Raw genomic sequence first — 19,300 nt, 5'->3', positions numbered from 1 at the left:
CCTCAATTGATATTTTAGAAAGAAGAATGTTATGGAAAAGCATATTTATAATATTTCTAAAATGGGGTAATCGTGCAGGTTAGTAATAGAGACTAATTTCCTAATTATAAAGGATATGTAACAACAGGAAGAAATTTATGGTATAATTACAAGGTTGCCAAAAAGACTAATTATATAATACAGCTTAGGGGGTAATCAAATGGGCAATCAAAAGAAACTTTTATTTTTTGTTATAGTTATTATACTAATTACAGCTTTATTTATGGGATGTTCTTCAACTGATATTGGAGAAAATCCACAACACATTGAGTTGCAAAGTCAAAAAGACCAGCAAACTAGTCCTTCATTCTCTTCTGAAGGAGAAATGAAGGTGCATTTCATTGATGTAGGACAAGGAGATGCAACGCTGGTTCAAACACCGAATAACAAAACAATATTAATAGATGCAGGAGACAGAGAATGGGGAAGTAAAGTCGCTGACTATATCGAAAGCCAAGGAATAAATACCATTGATGTCGTAATAGCTACCCATCCTCATGCTGACCACATAGGGGGAATGGCTGATGTAATCGATAGTCTAAATGTTGAGCAAATTTACATGCCAAAGGTTTCTCATACTTCTAAAACTTTTGAAGATTTATTAGTAACTATTCAAAAAAAGGGTCTAAAGGTTAAAACAGCAAAAGCGGGAGTTGTCTTTGATATTGATCCATCTATTGAGGTGCTAATGATAGCACCCAACAGTGGAAAATATGAAAATTTCAACGATTATTCTGTAGTATTAAAAATTGTATATGGTAATAGTTCTTTTATAATTACTGGTGATGCCGAAGAAACCTCAGAAAAAGAGATGTTGTCCAAGGGATACGACGTTAAAGCCGATGTTTTAAGAGTAAGTCATCACGGTAGCAGGTCATCAACGACACAACAGTTTTTGAATGCAGTAGACCCTAAATATGCAATCATATCAGTAGGTGCTCATAATAAATATGGACATCCTCATGATGAGATTTTAGCAAGGTTAAGCAATGCTGCTATAGATATTTATAGAACAGATACTCAGGGTCTTATAGTTATAACAACGAATGGACAATTTTATGATATCAATGTTAACAAAAAAGGTTCACCAAATCCGAATCCAAACCCATCATCTATTTCAAATGCAGATTCAACACCAATTGCAGATCCTGCTTCTATACCAACGGAGAAAATTGATATTAACTCAGCTAGTCTAGAAGAACTGCAAGATATTATACATATTGGAGCTGAATATGCAGATCAAATTATTGACTTAAGACCTTTTAAATCAATTGATGAGTTAACGAAAGTAAACGGGATTGGAGATGCAAGGCTAAGAGATATTATTGATGAAGGTAAAGCTTTTGTTAAGGAGGAAGAAAATGAAGGTAGTTATTGATAGGTTTGAAGGTAATTATGCAGTGGTAGAAATGCAAGATAAAAGCACCGTAGATATGCCAAAGCTATTGCTACCTAAAGAAGCAAAAGAGGGAGATATTATAGAGATTAGAATTGATACTCAAGAAACTGAATCAAGAAAAAAAAGAGTTGAAAAACTTATGAATGATTTATGGGAAGATGAATAGACCTGAACAGTGGGTCTATTTTTTATGGTTAATAATAAAAAACTAGCGAAAGCTTTCTTGTTTTCACCATATATGGGTAACCAACTACAGAACTTAAGCAGATGACTGAAATCTATGATTTCATGTCAGTCGCTTATACAAGGTGAAATTTTGATATACTAAGGGCTACATTAACTTGATTGATGCATAGGATTAAAGTAAAATTAAATATAATCAATATAAAAAGGAGGAAAAATAATGAAAGTAGTAGCTTTTAATGGAAGTCCTAATAAAGAGGGGAATACGTACCATGCTATAAAAGTAGTAGTTGATGAATTGGAAAAAGAAGGCATAGAAACTGAAATTATTCATGTGGGGAATAAATCAATTAGAGGATGTACTGCATGTAATCAATGTGTTAAAAACAGAAACGAAAAATGCGCTCTTCCAGAAGATGGAGTCAATGAATGGATTCAAAAAATGAAAGGGGCAGAGGGGATCATTTTAGGGTCTCCTGTGCATTATTCAGCAATTGGAGGAACCATGAAATCATTTTTAGATAGAGCTTTTTATGTTGCAGGGATGAATGGAGGATTATTAAGACATAAGATAGGAGCATCTGTTGTCGCTGTAAGACGTTCCGGAGGACTTCCAACCTTTGACCAGCTAAACAACTATATTAATTATTCAGAAATGCTAATGCCAACATCAAATTATTGGAATGTTATTTACGGCACAAAACCAGGGGAAGCGTTACAGGATGGAGAAGGTGTACAAATCATGAGGGTATTAGGTAAAAATATGGCATGGCTTATGAAATTAGTTGAAAACGGAAAAGGATCTGTCGAAGCACCTGAAAGAGAAAGAAAGACATATACGAATTTTATTAGATAAATTCATAAATTTTAAGGGTAGCAGAACCCCCCATTAATTATATGTTCATTTGATGGGGGGCATATTTTTTTAGTTAACTAACTAAATATTCATTTGTATCTGTCCAATGTAAATGGTCAATTATTTGTTTTAGTAATAGACCTCCTCTAAAAATAAACCTTGAGGAGGAAGTGTCCTACCAGCAACTGATCTATTTTTACTTTCTAGTATATCATCAATATAGGAAATTTCCTTTTGTTTTAGACCAACTTCTACTAAACTACCCATTATGATGCGAACCATGTTATATAGAAAGCCATTCCCAATAAAAATAAATTTCACCATATTGCCTTCCTTAGCAATAGTTGTTTCATTAATAGTTCGGATCGTGGATTTATTAGTTTTTTTAACTGAAGAAAAGCCAATAAAATCATGGGTTCCCACCAACTTTTTGGATGCTTCTTTCATGAATTCAATGTCTAGCTTTTCAACAAGGTGATAACTATATTTCCGATCAAAAGCTGATGGTATCCAATGATTCCAAATATAATAAACATATTTCTTACTTTTGACATTATATCGGCTATGAAATCTTTCCGGCACCTCTGTTACTTCTTTCACTATAATATCCTGTGGCAAATAATAATTAATGTATTTATGGATTTCTCTAATTGGTATTTTAGATTTAGTATGAAAATTAGCTACTTGTCCTTTAGCGTGAACACCTGCATCAGTTCGTCCCGACCCAATAATCTCTATGGGGGAGGCTACCATCTCACTGATAACACTTTCTAATTTTCCTTGAATGGTTTCATCGGAATTTTTTAGTCTTTGCCAACCACTATACCTGCTACCGTCATATTCTATTGTTAATTTAATATTTCTCATCAAATCACCCTTTCGTATTTATATATCATAACACTCTAAGGATAATATATACACTATTATATACACTATTATATACACTTTATTTGTTATTTGAATGCAAAAAAGGCACAAAACCTATGCCTTCTTTATAATAAACGATTTAGTATGGTAATGCATGGTTTGGCATTCCATGCATTATTTTTTGTGATATGTTAAAATATTTTACTAGATACTACAGTTTTCTTATGCTAAAGAGATTGGATACCATGTACCAGGTTGATGGAAAAGGCAGATGAATAATCCAATAGAACACGCCTCTTAGACCATATTCTATTACAAGCTGATACTTACTGTAATGACTCCGTGCATTTTCAAACCATACTTCACGATTAATGCCTTCATCATTTATATATATCATAAATGGCTGCTGTACCTCATCATCGAATATGATGGTGGCATTATACCTTCTGGCTAGATCCCATACTCGTGGGAGTGTAACAGTATTGGCTAACCTTTCAGGAGTGTGAGGTAGTTCCCAATCGTAACCGTAAAGGGTCATTCCCATGAGAATTTTATCCGCAGGAATATTATTTGCTATAGCATAATCTAATGTCGCTCTCACAAAAGGTATTGGTGCTGTTGGTTGAGGGGGACCTTCACGATAACCCCATTCGTAGGTCATTATAGCGGCTATATCTATCAGTGGGCCTAAGGCATTATAATCAAAAAAACCAACCCATTGCTTTTCTGGCCATTCTGCCCACTTTGCTGCTAAATTCAAAACCAGTATTTTATCTATATTATGCAATCTTTCGGATAGTAAACCGATAAAATTTGTAAATAGTGCCCTATCTTCAGGGAAGAGATTTTCAAAGTCAATAATGATACCAAGCAAATTATGCTGTTCTAGTAAAGAAATGATATTATTTAATAGATTATTAAGGGTAGTGGTATCAGAGAGCACAGTTCTGGCAAGATCAGGGTCAAAATTCCCCTCCCGTAAATTAGTAAGGACAGGAAGAACAGCAACTTCATTCCTTTCAGCTGCATTTAACACCTCCTGGTCTAGCGTACCAATAATATCACCTGTTTCAGTTATAGGGAACTCAAAAACTCCAATATAAGTGAGATAATCTCCAAGTTCATCAATGAGAGCGGGTTTGTTGGGGTCCGCAGCAGGATCATAATATCCTAATGTTTCTATGGTAGGCTGTTGTTGAGAGAAAACAGTGGTTTTGAAACTAGTGGTTAATACTTGGCTAGGATAGAGGAAATAAGGATAGATTAGATTATTTAACATGACCAATTGAGATATAGGAATATTATATTTAGTCGCGATGGACCAAAGAGTATCTCCCGGTATGACCCTATATTTAGCGATTGTCTGTGATACATCATCTATGGGAATGACCAGTTCCATTCCTGTCACCAGCTGTTCAGAAACCTCTAGTCCATTTACATCAGCAATGGACTGTGGGGGCACTCCAAATCTTTGTGCTACTTGTTGTAAGGTATCACCAGGTTGGACACGATAGATTATCATTAAATCACCTCCAAAATACTGTATTGCCTTTAATAATATAATATGCTGCACGTTGCATTTGTTGATTGTTTAATATAAGGGATTAATTCATTGGTTAAGCAATTGGGGTAGAAAATATAAACCATTCTAGCAAGATGATAACTATAACATGTTGCTCACATGTAGTGTATAAGGATTATTGCATGAAAGTATAAACTTTTTGGCAAAAACATAGAGGATATGTCATAATTATATAGAAGATTAGAGGACGCCATTCACTTTAAAAATTACTATACTTATATAACAAAATAGAAAAGATACGTTGAGGTGTTATAATGAAGGTAAAAAAGAGCATGTTAATCTTTTTTTCAGTGATTCTTATAGGAGGATTTATCTTCACTTTTTTCTTTAAAAGTGGATTGCTTCTTAATTCCATAGGCATTCATATAGAAAATCCCTTTGCTAAAAGAATTAACGTACCAGAGGATTATGTAAAAACTGATAGCAATAACAATGGGATTCCTGACCCTATTGATATTGTTAATACTGCACGTAAAGAGGTTAAAAAACGGACAAAATACAAGAGTGCTTATTATGAGGGAGGTTACCCACCAGATGATGAAGGTGTTTGTACAGATGTTATTTGGCGAGGATTATTAGGTGCAAATATAAACTTAAAGAACCTTATAGATGAAGATATTAAAGAAAACCTTGAACTTTATCCTAGAGTAAATGGGAAACCGGAACCAAACATTGATTTTCGAAGAGTTCCAAACCAATATATTTACTTTGAGAGATTTACTCATGCATTAACAACTGAGCTAATTCCTGGAGATGTTGAAAACTTGAGACAATGGCAACCTGGAGATATTGTCGTGTTTTTGGAAGGTTTTCATCATGTAGCAATTATTTCAGACAAACGTGCAAAAGATGGTACACCTTATATCATTCATAATAATCCGCCCTTTGCTGTAGAAGTTAAGCTGAGATCCATTGATGCTCCTATTGCTGGACACTATAGATGGATATACTAACAGATATTTTAAAAAGTTTGTTGACATTAACGCTACGTAAAGGTATAGAATATCTTTATAAGGAGGTGAAGGGATGGAGTATACAGTGCAAAAGCTAGGTAATTTAGCAGGTATTAGTACGAGAACTCTTAGGTATTATGACGAAATAGGAATTCTTAAGCCGGCAAGAATTAATTCGTCAGGATATCGGATCTATGGTAAAGGGGAAGTTGATAGGCTGCAGCAAATACTATTCTATAGAGAACTAGGGTTAAGTTTGGACAGCATAAAGGATATAGTAACAGCACCTTCTTTTGACAGAGAGAATGCACTGAGAGAACATCGCGTAAAGCTCCTTGAAAAGAGAGCACAATTAGATGTGTTAATAGCTAATGTGGATAAGACAATAGCTTTAACGGAAGGGAGAATTAATATGACTGATAAAGAAAAATTTGAAGGCTTTAAACAAAAGATGATAGAAGATAATGAAAGTAAATATGGACAAGAAGTTAGAAAAAAATATGGCAATGAGGCTGTTGATAGGTCAAATCAAGCATTAAAGAATATGTCTAAGGAAGAGTACGATAAAATGATCGAGCTTGAAAAACAAATAAAGCTAACTTTAGAGGAGGCTTTGAAAAATGGTGATCCAGCCAGTGAGTTAGCTCAAAAATCGGCTGATTTGCATAAACAATGGATAACCATGTGCTGGGGTCATTACAATAAGGAGGCCCATGCTGGGCTTGCACAAATGTATGTTGATGATGAAAGATTTACAGCTTACTATGATGAAAAGCAGAAGGGTACAGCGGCCTTCTTAAGAGATGCAATTTTCATTTATACAGGAACAAAAGAATAATCTATCTAATAGATTTAAGTGCAGAGCGATTGATTAAAATCAATCGCTTTTTCTATAATAGAATATTTTTCGTATTATACAATGTGTACAGATAACTATATTTTAAAGATTGAATTTCCAATAGATGGGTATGATATTGTTAGTATATTAATTAGTAAATTTCATTAGAAAAGGGAGTGACATTAAAAATGAAAGAAAAAAATCATTATGTGATTATTGGTAGTGGGATCGCGGGATTATCTGCTGCAGAAGCTATTAGAAAAAAAGATGCTTTAGGTGAAATTACTATTGTCGGTGCCGAAGACTATTTACCTTATTACAGAGTGAAGCTTTCCCACTACATTAGTAAAACTTTTACGGAACAGGAGTTGCTGATTCATAATGCAGCTTGGTATGAAGAGCGAAGAATAAATGTACTGTTGGATAAAAATGTTAAAAAGCTAGAAATTCTTTCGAACACCATCAAATTAGATGATGGAAGTAGTATTGCCTATGATAAACTATTGCTGGCAACAGGAAGCCATCCTTTTATTCCACCAATACAAGGAAATAACACGGATGGGGTCTTTGCCTTAAGAACCTTGAAGGATTTAAAACATCTACAATCGTTTTTAAAAGGGTGCGAGACGATCACAGTAATTGGTGGGGGACTTTTAGGTCTTGAAGCGGCTTGGGCTGTCAAAGAGCTAGGGAAAACAGTGAATGTCATAGAGTTTTTTCCGTATCTTTTGCCACGGCAGCTAGATGAACAAACAGCCCATGTATTTACAAATGAATTGGAAAAGAAAGGCCTAAATTTCTATTTAGGAGTAGGAACACAAAAGATTTTGGGAGAGGGTAAAGTGAATGGGGTTCAATTGCAGGACGGAAGCGTAGTAAAAACAGATGCTGTTCTCTTTTCAGCAGGAATAAGACCAAATTTAGATTTAGTTCAGGACACAACGATTGATTTTGATAAAGGTATTAGAATAGATACATCTATGAAAACTAATATAGAAAACATCTATGCTGCTGGAGATGTAACGGAATTTAAGAGTTCAGTTATGGGTTTGTGGGGAGTAGCTAACGATCAAGGGAAGATTGCGGGAGAAAATATGGCTGGTGGAAACTTAACCTATGAGGCAATCGAACCTAATACACTTCTAAATATTGGAGGGTTTTCGGTTTTTTCAATAGGTAATATTAAGGATTTTGATAATATATTAGAAACTACAGATGAAGAAAAGAAAGCCCATTATAAACTATACATAACACAGGGGCAATTAACTGGGGCTGTGGTGATGGGAGATATGTCGAAGGTTGTCAAAGTGAAGAAGCTTGTGAATAGTAATAAGGATTTAGGACAACAGATAGAGCAGGGTTTAGGTGCAAAGGAAATAATAGAGAGAGTATAACCGAGAGAGATAAAAGAATAGTACTAATTAAGATGAACCCAAATATGAAATACCATAATAGACTACATTAAAAATGCCTGTATTTTCGGATACAGGCATTTTGGTGTTATAAAAAGAGATGTAGTTACTAAAAACCAAGCGAAGTACTTATATGTATTGGTACATCATATAAAAATTCTGATGAATTCCAACTAGAGAAGCATCAAGTATAGCAAGTGAAAAGATTGTAATGAGAATATGCTATATAATATTGAGAAGAATAAAAAGATAGAGTATAGTTGAAGATGGTAAAGCAGGAGAAGGAAAAAAAATTTTGCTGGCGAATGATAATATACATATACGCCTGTATATCTAAATTTTCATACACACGGTCTACGGTTTCGCCCTTGGCTAAAAAACCTAGCCAAGGACTGCAAATGTAGCCCTTAGTGTATGAAAATTTATAAACGTATATCTCTATATAGGGAAAATTAGATGAGAAGTTAAAAGTTTCAAGGTTAAAAATTTCATTGCGCTACAATATTTATTAGCTAAATAGAACTAGATAGATAGGTTGTTATCAATGATAAGGAGGATGTTAAATGAGGTTGCAAGAATTAGCTGAGGAATTACAAGAGGATTTGGAAAAAGGTATTTTAAACTTTGTTATTTATCAAGAGGGAAGACAATGGAAATATGAAAATTATGATAGTTATAGCGATAATGTGAACGATGAAGAAGAAAAAAAGTATCTAACGATTAAACATAGAGTTGATCTTCAAGCTGTAATCGTAAATGGGAAAAAGGATTTTATTTCTTATGATATAGAATATATAAAAAAACAAATTAAAAAGTTACATGGGTAATAAAAACATTAAAAATAGATAATATTGAAGGAATGATGGACGTGACAAAGTTTTTGCCTATAAATAAAAATGATATGAAGGAAAGAGGCTGGGAAAAGCTGGACTTTGTCCTTGTTTCTGGGGATGCCTATGTGGATCACCCTTCCTTTGGAACAGCAGTCATAGGGAGAGTACTAGAAAACAGAGGGTATAAGGTGGGTATTATGCCTCAGCCATCATGGCAGCATGCTGAGGATTTTAAACTTCTTGGAAAACCTAGGCTTGGCTTTTTAGTTACTGCTGGCAATATAGATTCTATGGTAAATCATTATACTGTAGCGAAAAAGAAGAGAAATGACGATCTTTATTCACCAGGTGGGAAAGCGGGATACAGACCTGATAGAGCTTCTATAGTATATTCCAATAGAATTAAAGAGGTCTATAAAAATGTTCCTATCATTTTAGGTGGAATAGAGGCAAGCCTAAGGAGATTTGCCCACTATGACTATTGGTCTAACAAAGTAAGAAAGTCGATACTTTTAGATGCCAAAGCTGACTTAATCGTCTATGGCATGGGAGAACGTCAGATCATAGAAATAGCAGAGGCTTTAGAAAGTGGGTTACCAATAGAGGAAATAACATTTATCAAAGGCACTGTATATAAAACTAAAGATAGAGAAAGGCCATATAAGCCTTTGTTTTTACCTTATTATGACGAAATACTTGAGTCCAAGGAAAAGTTTGCAGAGAGTTTTATGATCCAATATAACAACATGGATGCTATTGTAGGAAAGCCTTTGGTGGAACCCTATGGTAGCTATTATGTAGTGCAAAATCCTCCTCACGAGCCCATGATTCCATCTGAATTAGACAACATATATGCGCTTCCCTATAGGAGGACCTATCATCCTATATATGAGGAAAAGGGAGGCATACCAGCTATAAAGGAAGTAAAGTTTAGCTTAATAAGCAATAGAGGCTGCTTTGGGAACTGTAACTTCTGTGCGATTACCTTTCACCAAGGAAGGGTAGTACAGTCAAGAAGTCATGAGTCTATCTTATCTGAGGCAGAAAAGTTTGTGACAGAACCTGATTTTAAGGGATATATCCATGATGTGGGTGGACCTACTGCAAATTTCCGTAACAGGGCTTGTGAAAAGCAAGAAAAGTATGGAGTTTGCACGAATAAACAATGCTTATTTCCAAATCCATGTAGTCAACTTAAGATAGATCATAAGGATTATCTAAAACTCTTGAGAAAGTTAAGGAAACTTCCAAATGTTAAAAAAGTATTTATCCGGTCAGGATTAAGATATGATTATCTTATTCATGATAAGGATGATGGATTTTTTAAAGAATTATGCGAACATCATATCAGTGGACAGCTTAAGGTAGCTCCAGAACATATATCTTCTGAGGTGCTAGAGAAAATGGGGAAACCACAAAAAGAAGTATACGATAGATTTGTAAAAAAATATCATAAAATAAATGAAGACCTAGGGTTGAAGCAATTTCTTATTCCCTATCTTATGTCAAGCCATCCGGGATCAACTTTAAAGGAAGCTATTGAGCTTGCAGAATATCTTAGAGATTTAGGACATATGCCTGAGCAGGTTCAGGACTTTTATCCAACACCAGGTACATTATCTACATGTATGTATTATACAGAGCTAGACCCAAGGACGATGAAGAAGGTATATGTGCCTAAATCATCTCATGAAAAGGCTATGCAAAGAGCCTTGATTCAATATCGCAACCCCAAAAACTATCATTTAGTTTATGAAGCTCTTGTTAAAGCCGGTAGAACCGATTTGATTGGTTTTGGTAAAAATTGTCTGATAAGACCTAGACAAGAGGCAAATTCATATAAATCTAATAAAGTAAAAAACAGTAGTAAAGGAACACAAAAAAATAGGAAAACAAAAAATAGCAGCAGGAGAAGTAGGTGAAAAACATGTCTAACATAGAAAAGATGGGGGTGGTGGAGGATCCTTTAGGATTCTCACTAGTAAAGGACAAGCATAAACTGGCATCAGATTTGATGCAGATACGTTTGATGCTAGAACCCCAAATCGCATCTCTTGCTGCGCAAAACGCAAAGCCGGATGACATAGAAAGGTTAGGAAGATTGTGTGATGAAAAGGAAAAAATTTGAAGTACAATCCCTCAATATATAATTTCATTAAAAAGCTATGCACCTTTCTCTTGGTTTGACAAAAAAATAGATTCTTTATAAAATGTAGAGAATAAATGTTTTGTTGAGGGGAAGGTGTCCTATGTCAATTTTAGAGCCCGCGTTAGCACAAAAATTCATTGATAAGACTGCAGCATATTTTGAATATAACATAAATATTATGAATGATAAAGGTATCATTATTGCCAGTAAAGATGCTTCAAGAGTGGGAGATTTTCATGAGGTTGCCTACAATATGTTAAATGGAACACTTGATACTGGAATTGTAAAAGAAAATCAAAAATATTTAGGTACAAAGCTTGGAGTTAATTTGTTTGTTGATTATAAAAATAAGCATGTTGGTGTTATAGGTATATCGGGAAATCCTGATACCGTTCAGATATTTGCTGATATGCTTAAAACTTTCATGGAGGCAATGTTAGAGTATGAAATTCATATGGAGGGAGAACGTCGAAGAAGGAATAAAACAGAACAGTTTTTATATTACTTGCTATTTGAGGAAAATGTAGATATGTCTGTAGCAAATAGTATGGCGGAGGATCTTGGTATTAGCAAAGATTCATTAAGGGTTTGCATTATTATCAAGTATGATCTCGATCATGATCCTAAAAAATTTGTACAAGCCTTGACAGATGTCGATGGGTATTCCTATGAGGATATTATAACAATAGCAAGAAATGATGATATTATTATGTTTAAAAATATGAATATTAAGCTTGCAGAGGCTATTAAAGATTATAGATATATAATAGAGGAATATTTAAATGATTTTATAAAAAAGCTTCCAGATGAATATGATGCTAATAAATTTAGTTTTTTCATAGGAACGTTACAAGAGAATATCAGTAAATATAGAGGATCATATATTCATGCGCAACAATTAGGATTGCAAATAAAAGAAAAAAATGGAATTTATTTTTTTAATGATTACATTTTGGAGTATTATAGGAAACTTGCCACTATAAAAGTATATGATAATATTTTCAGTGTATATGATACTCTGTTTAGTGAAGAAGATAAAAACCAAATTTCCGAAACTGTAGAAGTCTTAAGAAAAAACAATTACAACATAGTAAGTAGTGCTAAAGTTTTATATATTCATAGAAATACATTGCTTTTTCGGCTGAATAAGATAAAGGATGTATTGAATATTGATCCAATAGCAAATGCAGCAGATAGAGAGTTTCTTAATGAATTAGCCTATTATTTTAATCGTAAATAAATCAGAAGGATGTAAAGGATGAGGCACATCCAAGGAGTATAGATGTAGCCCTTAGTGTATTAAAAATTCTAATCATATATCTATATATGAGGCAACAGCTTATATCATTCAGAAGAATAAAGAATCGTTATAAACTTAAAAAGTATTTTTAGAGTAAATATATTTTCAAACAAAATAGTTGTACAAAAAGTACAACTATTTTGTTTTTTTTAATATATTAAGAACATGTTAAAAAATTGATAAAGACCTTACAATTGTATTAAGCGATTATAGCATTTTAATAAGACAAATGGTGGAACAGTAGACAGATTATAATCTTAGTAGGCAAGTACATAACTTCAACTTGTAGCTGGCTGAAAACGATGTCCATGGTAATTATTTCAGTATCGTTGAAGATGAAAACGTTGATATCTCTAGATTGTTGGTATATATTAAAGCATATTTCTAGTAAATATACTGAGTTAGGGTATAGGATACAACAATAAAATCTTTATAATTATTGATTTCTTTGATAATATATTGGATAACGAATTTAGGAATACGTTATCCTTCTGGATATAAGTACTTTCCAGTTTTTAGGAGAGGTTAACATAATGAGCTGAAGATTTGCTAGTATAGCAGATTAAATGAATTGATTAAGACTTTAGAATATTATAAATTATACAGCAAGAAGGAGGATAGTGTAGTAGCATCATCATTAGAAAAATATCAATTGAGGGGGTAAGATTATGAAACTAAAAAAATATTCAGAGCTAATATTTGGCCTCTTAATTTTAGCCTTTGGAATATTTTATTTTATACTAACAATACAATTACCACGTAAAGATACAATCGATGCAACATTTATTCCATATATATTATCAGCATTCATGGGGGTGCTAGGAATATTACAATTGAGTGCAGGCATAAAAGCAAGCAAGAAGTTTAAAGAAGAAGAATATGTAGCAGAAAATTTAGACCACTTGACAGTAATAAAGATTATTGCACTTATAGTTATATATATTGCTTTTTTACAACCCATAGGTTTTCTAATCTGTACAGCAGTGTTTTTAGTTTTAGGATTCATTCTATTAACACCAGTTGGAACAAAAATAAACTATGTACAGTATATAACTATTTCTGTTGTAGCTACAGTGTTAATTTATTTTTCCTTTAGAAATGGATTACACCTCATGTTACCAGAAGGCATACTGAGATTAGGGAGGTAGACAACATGGCAGATATTTTGCAAGCGGCGCAGGCGGTATTTGCACTACAAACTTTAATTTTCATAATAATTGGAGTTGCTGTAGGTATCGTATTTGGAGCAGTACCAGGTCTTACAGCGGTTATGGCGGTAGCTTTGTTTTTGCCAGTTACCTATGGAATGGATCCTGGAGTGGGAATTTCAATTCTCATGGCACTTTATATAGGCGCAACTTCAGGGGGACTTATTTCAGCAATTTTGTTGAAAATTCCAGGAACACCTAGTTCTGTTGCAACATGTTTTGATGGGCATCCGATGTTGGATAAAGGTGAAGGACCAAAGGCTTTAGGCGTTGGCATTGTATTTTCATTTTTAGGTACAATCGTAAGTGTTTTAGCATTAATGTTAATAGCACCGAAGTTAGCCAGTATAGCAATTAAATTCGGACCTCATGAATACTTTGCTATAGCTGTATTTTCTTTAACATTAATTGCTACATTATCTTGTAAATCAATGGTAAAAGGAATTTTTGCAGGAGTGTTAGGGTTTGCATTTGCAACGGTAGGGATAGCGCCTGTTGATGCTACCATTAGATATACATTTGGAACAACTCAGCTTAAAGCCGGATTTACAACACTGACAGTTTTAATAGGTTTATTTGCAATATCAGAAGTTATAAAGACAGCTGAAAAAGCTAAACAAAAAAATGAAATGAAGGTTGCTCAAGTTAGTATGAAGAAAATTAAGGGCTTTGGATTTTCCTTAAAGGAATTCAAGGACCAGGTACCCAATGGAATTTTATCAGCTATAGTAGGTATAGCAATAGGGATTCTTCCTGGTATTGGTTCAGGAACCTCCAATATTGTTGCTTATACAGTATCAAAGAAAAGATCAAAACGCGGAGAATTATATGGAACAGGTATTATTGACGGTATCGTTGCTTCGGAAACATCTAACAATGCAGGTATAGGAGGAGCATTAATTCCACTTATGACCTTAGGTATACCTGGAGATGCTGTTACAGCCATATTATTAGGTGGTTTCATGATTCATGGTATTCAGCCAGGTCCATTACTTTTTATCAACAATTCAGTATTAGTATATACAATTTTTATTGCTATGTTTGTTGCAGCTATTGCAATGCTTGTTCTTGAATTCTATGGTTTAAGAATATTTACAAGATTGTTGAATGTACCAAAACATTTGTTACTACCAATAATATTTGTCTTATGTGTTGTAGGTGCTTTTGGAATTAATAGTCGTGTATTTGATGTATGGACAATCGTACTATTTGGTCTGTTGGGCTATATGTTTTATAGATTTGATGTACCAAACGCTCCGTTCATTATGGGCTTTATTCTTGGGCCAATGGCCGAAACAAATTTTAGAAGAGGGCTTATGCTTTCAAATGGTGAATTTCGTGGATTTATCGCAAATCCGATATCAGGACTATTCCTCTTATTGGCGGTTGGATCTATTTTATGGACAGTCTTCGGTAGTTATCGTGAGAAAAAAAAGCAGATTTGTGTTAGTAACTTAAGTTAACTGTCCTACGACAAAGAAGGCAAAAAAGAAATAGTATAAATTAGGAAACATGAGGGGGCGGATTATGAAGAATCAGGGAACACCAATTATTACCGATATGAAAGTGATACCAGTGGCTGGTTATGACAGTGCCTTATTAACCTTGAGTGGGTGTCACGGACCTTTCTTCACCCGAAATATTGTGATATTAACAGACAACTCCGGTAATGTGGGCTTAGGAGAAGTTCATGGAGGAGATGATATTACTAAAGCATTAGAAAATTATAAGCCATTTGTTATAGGAAAAGAAATTGGTGATTATAAAAGCATCATTAATACCTTAAGGAACGGTAAGCATGGTGATGATAATAGTGAAGGATTGCAAGGCTTGGACCTAAAAAACTTAAAATTTGTTGTACATGCTGAAACAGCAGTGGAATGTGCTTTGTTGGACTTATTAGGAAAGTTTATGAACTTACCAGTTGCAGCACTACTAGGAGACGGTGTACAAAGAGATAAAATATTGATACTAGGTTATTTATTCTATATTGCAGATAAAAATAAAATCAATTTACCTTATTTGGATGAAAGTAATCGTTCGGACAGATGGTTTAGAAATAGAAGAAATGGTGCTCTAACAAAAGAAGCTATTGTTGAGCAAGCACATGCTGCAAAAGAGCGATATGGCTTTAAGGATTTTAAATTAAAAGGAGGTGTTTTAGAAGGAGAAAAAGAAATCGATGCCATTATAGCATTGTCAAAAGCTTTTCCTGATGCCCGTATTAACATAGATCCTAATGGAGCTTGGTCATTAAAGGAAGCGATTCATCTGTGCAAAGGCTTAAAAGGCGTATTATCTTATGCAGAAGATCCATGCGGTCCAGAAAAAGGTTACTCAGGTAGAGAAATTATGTCTGAATTTAAAATGGCAACTGGATTACAAACAGCAACAAATATGATAGCAACTGACTGGAGGCAATTCCATCATTGTATCATTTCAAAAGCTGTAGATATACCTTTGGCTGATCCACACTTTTGGACAATGAGTGGTTCCGTAAGAGTAGCTCAAGTTTGTAATGATTGGGGAATGACATGGGGTTCCCATTCAAATAATCATTTTGATATTTCTTTAGCGATATTTGCCCACTGTGCAGCAGCTGCACCGGGAGAAATTACAGCAATGGATACACATTGGATCTGGCAGGACGGTCAATACCTAACGAAAAATCCTATGGAGATTAAAGATGGTTATATAACGATGCCCAAAAAAACAGGCTTAGGTCTTGAGATTGATATGGATAAAGTAATGGAAGCTCATGAATTATACAAGAAGCTAGATTCAGGAGATAGAAATGATGCAATAGCAATGCAACATCTAATTTCTAATTGGAAATTCGATAGCAAAAAACCTTGTTTAGTTAGGTAAATTATGAAAAAAGATTTAATGTATTCTCAAAAAAGAATACTTAAATAAAAAAATCTAAAATTAAAGGAGAGATAGCTATGAAGAAGAAATTAGCATTAATGCTAGTATTTGTTTTGTTAATAGCATCATTAGCAGCATGTGCACCAAGTAAAACAGAGGATACATCAAGCGAAGAACCATTAGAAGCAACAAATGGAGATGCAGGTTATAAGTGGCCAGTTAAAACAATCGAATTAATTGTACCTGCTAGTGCTGGTGGAGATACAGACTTTAATGCTCGTACCATGGCAAAATATTTTGAAGAAGCTACAGGTGTAACAATGATAGTTACCAATATGACTGGTGGTGGTGGTACCATAGCAACATCCCACGTTAAAGAATCAAGACCTGATGGAAGCGTTATGTTCTTTGGACATACTGGACAATTACTTGTAAATGAAGTAGCTGGCCTTGCGGATTATGGAGTAGAGGATTTTGATATAGTTGCTGTTCCAGCTGTTGACAAAAGTACAGTTTTCGTTGTTAGTGCTGACTCAGGAATAACTTCAGTAGCTGATCTTGCTGAAGCATCAAAAAGCAAACCTATAGTTTATGGTTCAGAACTAGGTGGATACACACATCTTCAAGGACTTATTTATGGTGATTTAACTGGAACAGATTTAAATGTGGTTGATGTTGGGCCTGCAGCTGAAAAAATCACCAATCTTTTAGGTGGAAGAATAGATCTTATGTCCATCGCTTATGGAGCAGTTCAAGACTATGTTACAACTGGAGATATGGTGATTATTGGACAGGTTAGTGCAACACGTAATGAATTACTAGGAGATATTCCTACAATTGTAGAGCAAGGTTATGATTTTGCAATGGACAAACCGTATATTGCTGCATATCCTAAAGGAACAGATGCTCAATTAATTGCTCAAATAGTTAAGGTTATGGAAGACATCACATCAAACAATAAATCATATGCTCAAGAATTGGAAAACACTTATAAACAACCTATAACTTTCTTCAACAGCGAAGATGCAACTGCTCTTTTAAAAGAATTACGTGATGATTATATGAACTATGCAGATTTATTACGATAAGATTGACTGTATTTTAAGAAATAGCTTTAGGAAATATTAGTATACTATCAAGTCCATAATACTGGCTATTTATAATATAAACTCTAATGGATTAGGTTAAATATATTATGTAGCCAGTATTTTTATAAAAAAGTTCGTGGGCATAGATAAGGAGTATAATATGAAAAATGAAAACTCACAAAAACCATTATTGATAAAAGTAAATTCTAAAGACAATGTAGAAATAGTTGTTAGTGCTGAAGGAGTAGCTGCAGGGACAGTTATATCAGATGATCTTACAGCTGTTGAACATATTCCCCAAAGCCATAAAATTGCTTTGATAGACTTCAAAGCAGGGGATGAAATAATTCGGTATGGGGAAGTGATAGGCTATGCAAAGGAAAATATCCCCAAAGGAAGTTGGATAGATGAGCATAAAGTAAAATTACCTGGGGCTCCAGTGCTAGAGGATCTTCCTGTAGCTACAAAAGTTCCAGCACCAATGCCGCCATTACAAGGATATACTTTTTTAGGGTACCGCAACGACGATGGAAGCGTTGGAACAAAAAATATATTAGGAATAACCACAAGTGTGCAATGCGTGGAAGGTGTATTGAATATTGCTGTAGATAAAATTAGAAAAGAATTATTGCCTAATTATCCAAATGTTGATGGTGTTGTACCAATTAATCATAGTTATGGATGTGGTGTAGCTATTAATGCCCCAGAGGCAATCATACCTATTAGAACCCTACAAAATCTTGCTGTGCACCCAAATTTTGGCGGAGAGCTGTTAATAGTAAGCTTAGGTTGTGAAAAGCTTTTGCCTAATAGGCTTTTTCCAAGTATAAAGGAAGAAAATGTTGTAATACTTCAGGATGAATTCGGGTTTGAAACGATGATCGAGAAGATAGTAGAAAGTGCACAGGAGCGCTTAGAGCGTTTAAACAAAAGAGTCAGAGAGAGATGTTCTGCATCTGATCTTGTAATAGGTCTTCAATGTGGAGGCAGTGATGCACTTTCAGGTGTTACCGCAAATCCAGCAGTGGGGTATGCAGCGGATTTATTGGTTAGAGCTGGGGCTACCGTTTTATTTTCAGAGGTTTCAGAAGTTAGAGATGGAGTTCATCTTTTAACCCCAAGAACCGTAGATGAGCAAGTAGGGGAAAAATTAAAACACGAGATGGCTTGGTATGATCATTACTTAGATTTAGGAAGTGTGGATAGAGATGCAAACCCAACTCCTGGAAATAAACAAGGTGGGCTAGCAAATATTGTTGAAAAATCCCTAGGCTCTATTGCAAAATCAGGGAGCAGTGCTATTGTAGATGTTTTATCCCCTGGTGAAAAGGCAAGGAAAAAAGGTTTGATATATGCAGCTACGCCAGCAAGTGATTTTGTATGTGGAACCTGCCAATTAGCATCAGGTATTACACTACAAGTATTTACAACTGGAAGAGGAACCACTTATGGGTTAGCGATGGCGCCAGTTATTAAAGTCTCAAGTCGTACAGCGTTGGCACATAAATGGAAGGATTTAATTGATGTTGATGCAGGCAAAATTGCTACAGGAGAAGCAACGATAGAAGACGTTGGACAGGAAATATTTCAACTAATACTTGACATTGCAAGTGGAAATAAAAAAGCTTGGGCTGATTATTGGGGCATTGAAAATGCATTATGCCTATTCAATCCAGCACCAGTCACATAGAGTTGTATGCTATGTACAATAAAATCCAGTGATTT

The 19,300-nt window shown here is 34.5% G+C and carries 17 protein-coding genes; 15 read left to right on the top strand and 2 right to left on the bottom strand.

Translation table 11 applies throughout. The features are described 5' to 3' along the window. Nucleotides 1–199: 199 nt before the first annotated feature. From CHB72_RS18625 to CHB72_RS18615, 3 genes are all read left to right on the top strand, one after another. Complete coding sequence (locus CHB72_RS18625) at nt 200–1,417, top strand: MBL fold metallo-hydrolase (protein WP_089284386.1); 1,218 nt, start codon at nt 200–202, stop codon at nt 1,415–1,417. Beyond that, nucleotides 1,401–1,604, top strand: a complete 204-nt coding sequence (locus tag CHB72_RS18620) for a DUF3006 domain-containing protein (RefSeq protein ID WP_089284385.1) — start codon at nt 1,401–1,403, stop codon at nt 1,602–1,604. The genes CHB72_RS18625 and CHB72_RS18620 overlap by 17 nt, the downstream gene beginning before the upstream one ends. Nucleotides 1,605–1,841: 237 nt before the next feature. Continuing rightward, nucleotides 1,842–2,477, top strand: a complete 636-nt coding sequence (locus CHB72_RS18615; protein WP_089284384.1) for a flavodoxin family protein — start codon at nt 1,842–1,844, stop codon at nt 2,475–2,477. 129 nt (nt 2,478–2,606) lie between these two features. Here CHB72_RS18615 and truA read toward each other — a convergent pair whose 3' ends face one another. Both truA and CHB72_RS18605 read right to left on the bottom strand, forming a co-directional pair. Further along, nucleotides 2,607–3,344: a tRNA pseudouridine(38-40) synthase TruA gene (gene truA, locus CHB72_RS18610; protein ID WP_089284383.1), complete on the bottom strand. Its 738-nt coding sequence runs from the start codon at nt 3,342–3,344 to the stop codon at nt 2,607–2,609. Nucleotides 3,345–3,555: 211 nt separating this feature from the next. Then, nucleotides 3,556–4,866 (bottom strand): LysM peptidoglycan-binding domain-containing protein, encoded by a 1,311-nt coding sequence (locus CHB72_RS18605; RefSeq protein WP_089284382.1) that lies wholly within the window; start codon nt 4,864–4,866, stop codon nt 3,556–3,558. A gap of 314 nt (nt 4,867–5,180) precedes the next feature. Here CHB72_RS18605 and CHB72_RS18600 point away from each other — a divergent pair, with 314 nt between their 5' ends. The 12 genes from CHB72_RS18600 to garD all read left to right on the top strand — a co-directional run bounded on the left by CHB72_RS18600 (nt 5,181) and on the right by garD (nt 19,265). Continuing rightward, nucleotides 5,181–5,879, top strand: a complete 699-nt coding sequence (locus CHB72_RS18600) for a DUF1287 domain-containing protein (RefSeq protein WP_089284381.1) — start codon at nt 5,181–5,183, stop codon at nt 5,877–5,879. A 73-nt stretch (nt 5,880–5,952) separates the two neighbouring features. Beyond that, complete coding sequence (locus tag CHB72_RS18595; RefSeq protein ID WP_089284380.1) at nt 5,953–6,717, top strand: MerR family transcriptional regulator; 765 nt, start codon at nt 5,953–5,955, stop codon at nt 6,715–6,717. Between the two features lie 188 nt (nt 6,718–6,905). Next, a complete protein-coding gene (locus CHB72_RS18590; RefSeq protein WP_089284379.1) occupies nt 6,906–8,111 on the top strand; it encodes an NAD(P)/FAD-dependent oxidoreductase in 1,206 nt (401 codons plus the stop codon). Between the two features lie 581 nt (nt 8,112–8,692). Continuing rightward, a complete protein-coding gene (locus CHB72_RS18585; RefSeq protein WP_089284378.1) occupies nt 8,693–8,956 on the top strand; it encodes a hypothetical protein in 264 nt (87 codons plus the stop codon). A 35-nt stretch (nt 8,957–8,991) separates the two neighbouring features. Further along, a complete protein-coding gene (locus CHB72_RS18580; protein WP_089284377.1) occupies nt 8,992–10,884 on the top strand; it encodes a YgiQ family radical SAM protein in 1,893 nt (630 codons plus the stop codon). 5 nt (nt 10,885–10,889) lie between these two features. Further along, nucleotides 10,890–11,090, top strand: a complete 201-nt coding sequence (locus CHB72_RS18575) for an FCD domain-containing protein (protein WP_089284412.1) — start codon at nt 10,890–10,892, stop codon at nt 11,088–11,090. A 121-nt stretch (nt 11,091–11,211) separates the two neighbouring features. After that, nucleotides 11,212–12,351 carry a CdaR family transcriptional regulator gene (locus CHB72_RS18570; protein WP_089284376.1) on the top strand — a complete coding sequence of 380 codons (1,140 nt, stop codon included), beginning with the start codon at nt 11,212–11,214 and terminating at the stop codon, nt 12,349–12,351. Between the two features lie 728 nt (nt 12,352–13,079). After that, nucleotides 13,080–13,559, top strand: a complete 480-nt coding sequence (locus CHB72_RS18565) for a tripartite tricarboxylate transporter TctB family protein (RefSeq protein ID WP_089284375.1) — start codon at nt 13,080–13,082, stop codon at nt 13,557–13,559. Between the two features lie 5 nt (nt 13,560–13,564). After that, the gene (locus tag CHB72_RS18560; protein ID WP_089284374.1) at nt 13,565–15,082 is read left to right on the top strand and encodes a tripartite tricarboxylate transporter permease; all 1,518 of its coding nucleotides are present in this window, start codon (nt 13,565–13,567) and stop codon (nt 15,080–15,082) included. Nucleotides 15,083–15,146: 64 nt separating this feature from the next. After that, on the top strand, nt 15,147–16,487 hold the full coding sequence (locus CHB72_RS18555) for an enolase C-terminal domain-like protein (protein WP_089284373.1): 1,341 nt from the start codon (nt 15,147–15,149) through the stop codon (nt 16,485–16,487). A gap of 77 nt (nt 16,488–16,564) precedes the next feature. Further along, a complete protein-coding gene (locus CHB72_RS18550; RefSeq protein WP_207652601.1) occupies nt 16,565–17,575 on the top strand; it encodes a tripartite tricarboxylate transporter substrate binding protein in 1,011 nt (336 codons plus the stop codon). Nucleotides 17,576–17,735: 160 nt separating this feature from the next. Then, on the top strand, nt 17,736–19,265 hold the full coding sequence (gene garD, locus CHB72_RS18545; protein WP_089284372.1) for a galactarate dehydratase: 1,530 nt from the start codon (nt 17,736–17,738) through the stop codon (nt 19,263–19,265). Nucleotides 19,266–19,300: the final 35 nt, after the last annotated feature.

Origin of the sequence: Anaerovirgula multivorans, assembly GCF_900188145.1 — a bacterium.
GTDB lineage: Bacteria > Bacillota > Clostridia > Peptostreptococcales > Natronincolaceae > Anaerovirgula > Anaerovirgula multivorans.
The sequence above is the reverse complement of the archived record's forward strand: the minus strand, read 5'-3'. Positions and strand labels throughout refer to the sequence as shown.

Bases quoted from the DNA above. Each gene is read 5' to 3' on its own strand.
- CHB72_RS18625 (WP_089284386.1), top strand. From the start codon at position 200: ATGGGCAATCAAAAGAAACTTTTATTTTTTGTTATAGTTATTATACTA.
- CHB72_RS18620 (WP_089284385.1), top strand. From the start codon at position 1,401: ATGAAGGTAGTTATTGATAGGTTTGAAGGTAATTATGCAGTGGTAGAA.
- CHB72_RS18615 (WP_089284384.1), top strand. From the start codon at position 1,842: ATGAAAGTAGTAGCTTTTAATGGAAGTCCTAATAAAGAGGGGAATACG.
- truA (WP_089284383.1), bottom strand. From the start codon at position 3,344: ATGAGAAATATTAAATTAACAATAGAATATGACGGTAGCAGGTATAGT.
- CHB72_RS18605 (WP_089284382.1), bottom strand. From the start codon at position 4,866: ATGATAATCTATCGTGTCCAACCTGGTGATACCTTACAACAAGTAGCA.
- CHB72_RS18600 (WP_089284381.1), top strand. From the start codon at position 5,181: ATGAAGGTAAAAAAGAGCATGTTAATCTTTTTTTCAGTGATTCTTATA.
- CHB72_RS18595 (WP_089284380.1), top strand. From the start codon at position 5,953: ATGGAGTATACAGTGCAAAAGCTAGGTAATTTAGCAGGTATTAGTACG.
- CHB72_RS18590 (WP_089284379.1), top strand. From the start codon at position 6,906: ATGAAAGAAAAAAATCATTATGTGATTATTGGTAGTGGGATCGCGGGA.
- CHB72_RS18585 (WP_089284378.1), top strand. From the start codon at position 8,693: ATGAGGTTGCAAGAATTAGCTGAGGAATTACAAGAGGATTTGGAAAAA.
- CHB72_RS18580 (WP_089284377.1), top strand. From the start codon at position 8,992: ATGGACGTGACAAAGTTTTTGCCTATAAATAAAAATGATATGAAGGAA.
- CHB72_RS18575 (WP_089284412.1), top strand. From the start codon at position 10,890: ATGTCTAACATAGAAAAGATGGGGGTGGTGGAGGATCCTTTAGGATTC.
- CHB72_RS18570 (WP_089284376.1), top strand. From the start codon at position 11,212: ATGTCAATTTTAGAGCCCGCGTTAGCACAAAAATTCATTGATAAGACT.
- CHB72_RS18565 (WP_089284375.1), top strand. From the start codon at position 13,080: ATGAAACTAAAAAAATATTCAGAGCTAATATTTGGCCTCTTAATTTTA.
- CHB72_RS18560 (WP_089284374.1), top strand. From the start codon at position 13,565: ATGGCAGATATTTTGCAAGCGGCGCAGGCGGTATTTGCACTACAAACT.
- CHB72_RS18555 (WP_089284373.1), top strand. From the start codon at position 15,147: ATGAAGAATCAGGGAACACCAATTATTACCGATATGAAAGTGATACCA.
- CHB72_RS18550 (WP_207652601.1), top strand. From the start codon at position 16,565: ATGAAGAAGAAATTAGCATTAATGCTAGTATTTGTTTTGTTAATAGCA.
- garD (WP_089284372.1), top strand. From the start codon at position 17,736: ATGAAAAATGAAAACTCACAAAAACCATTATTGATAAAAGTAAATTCT.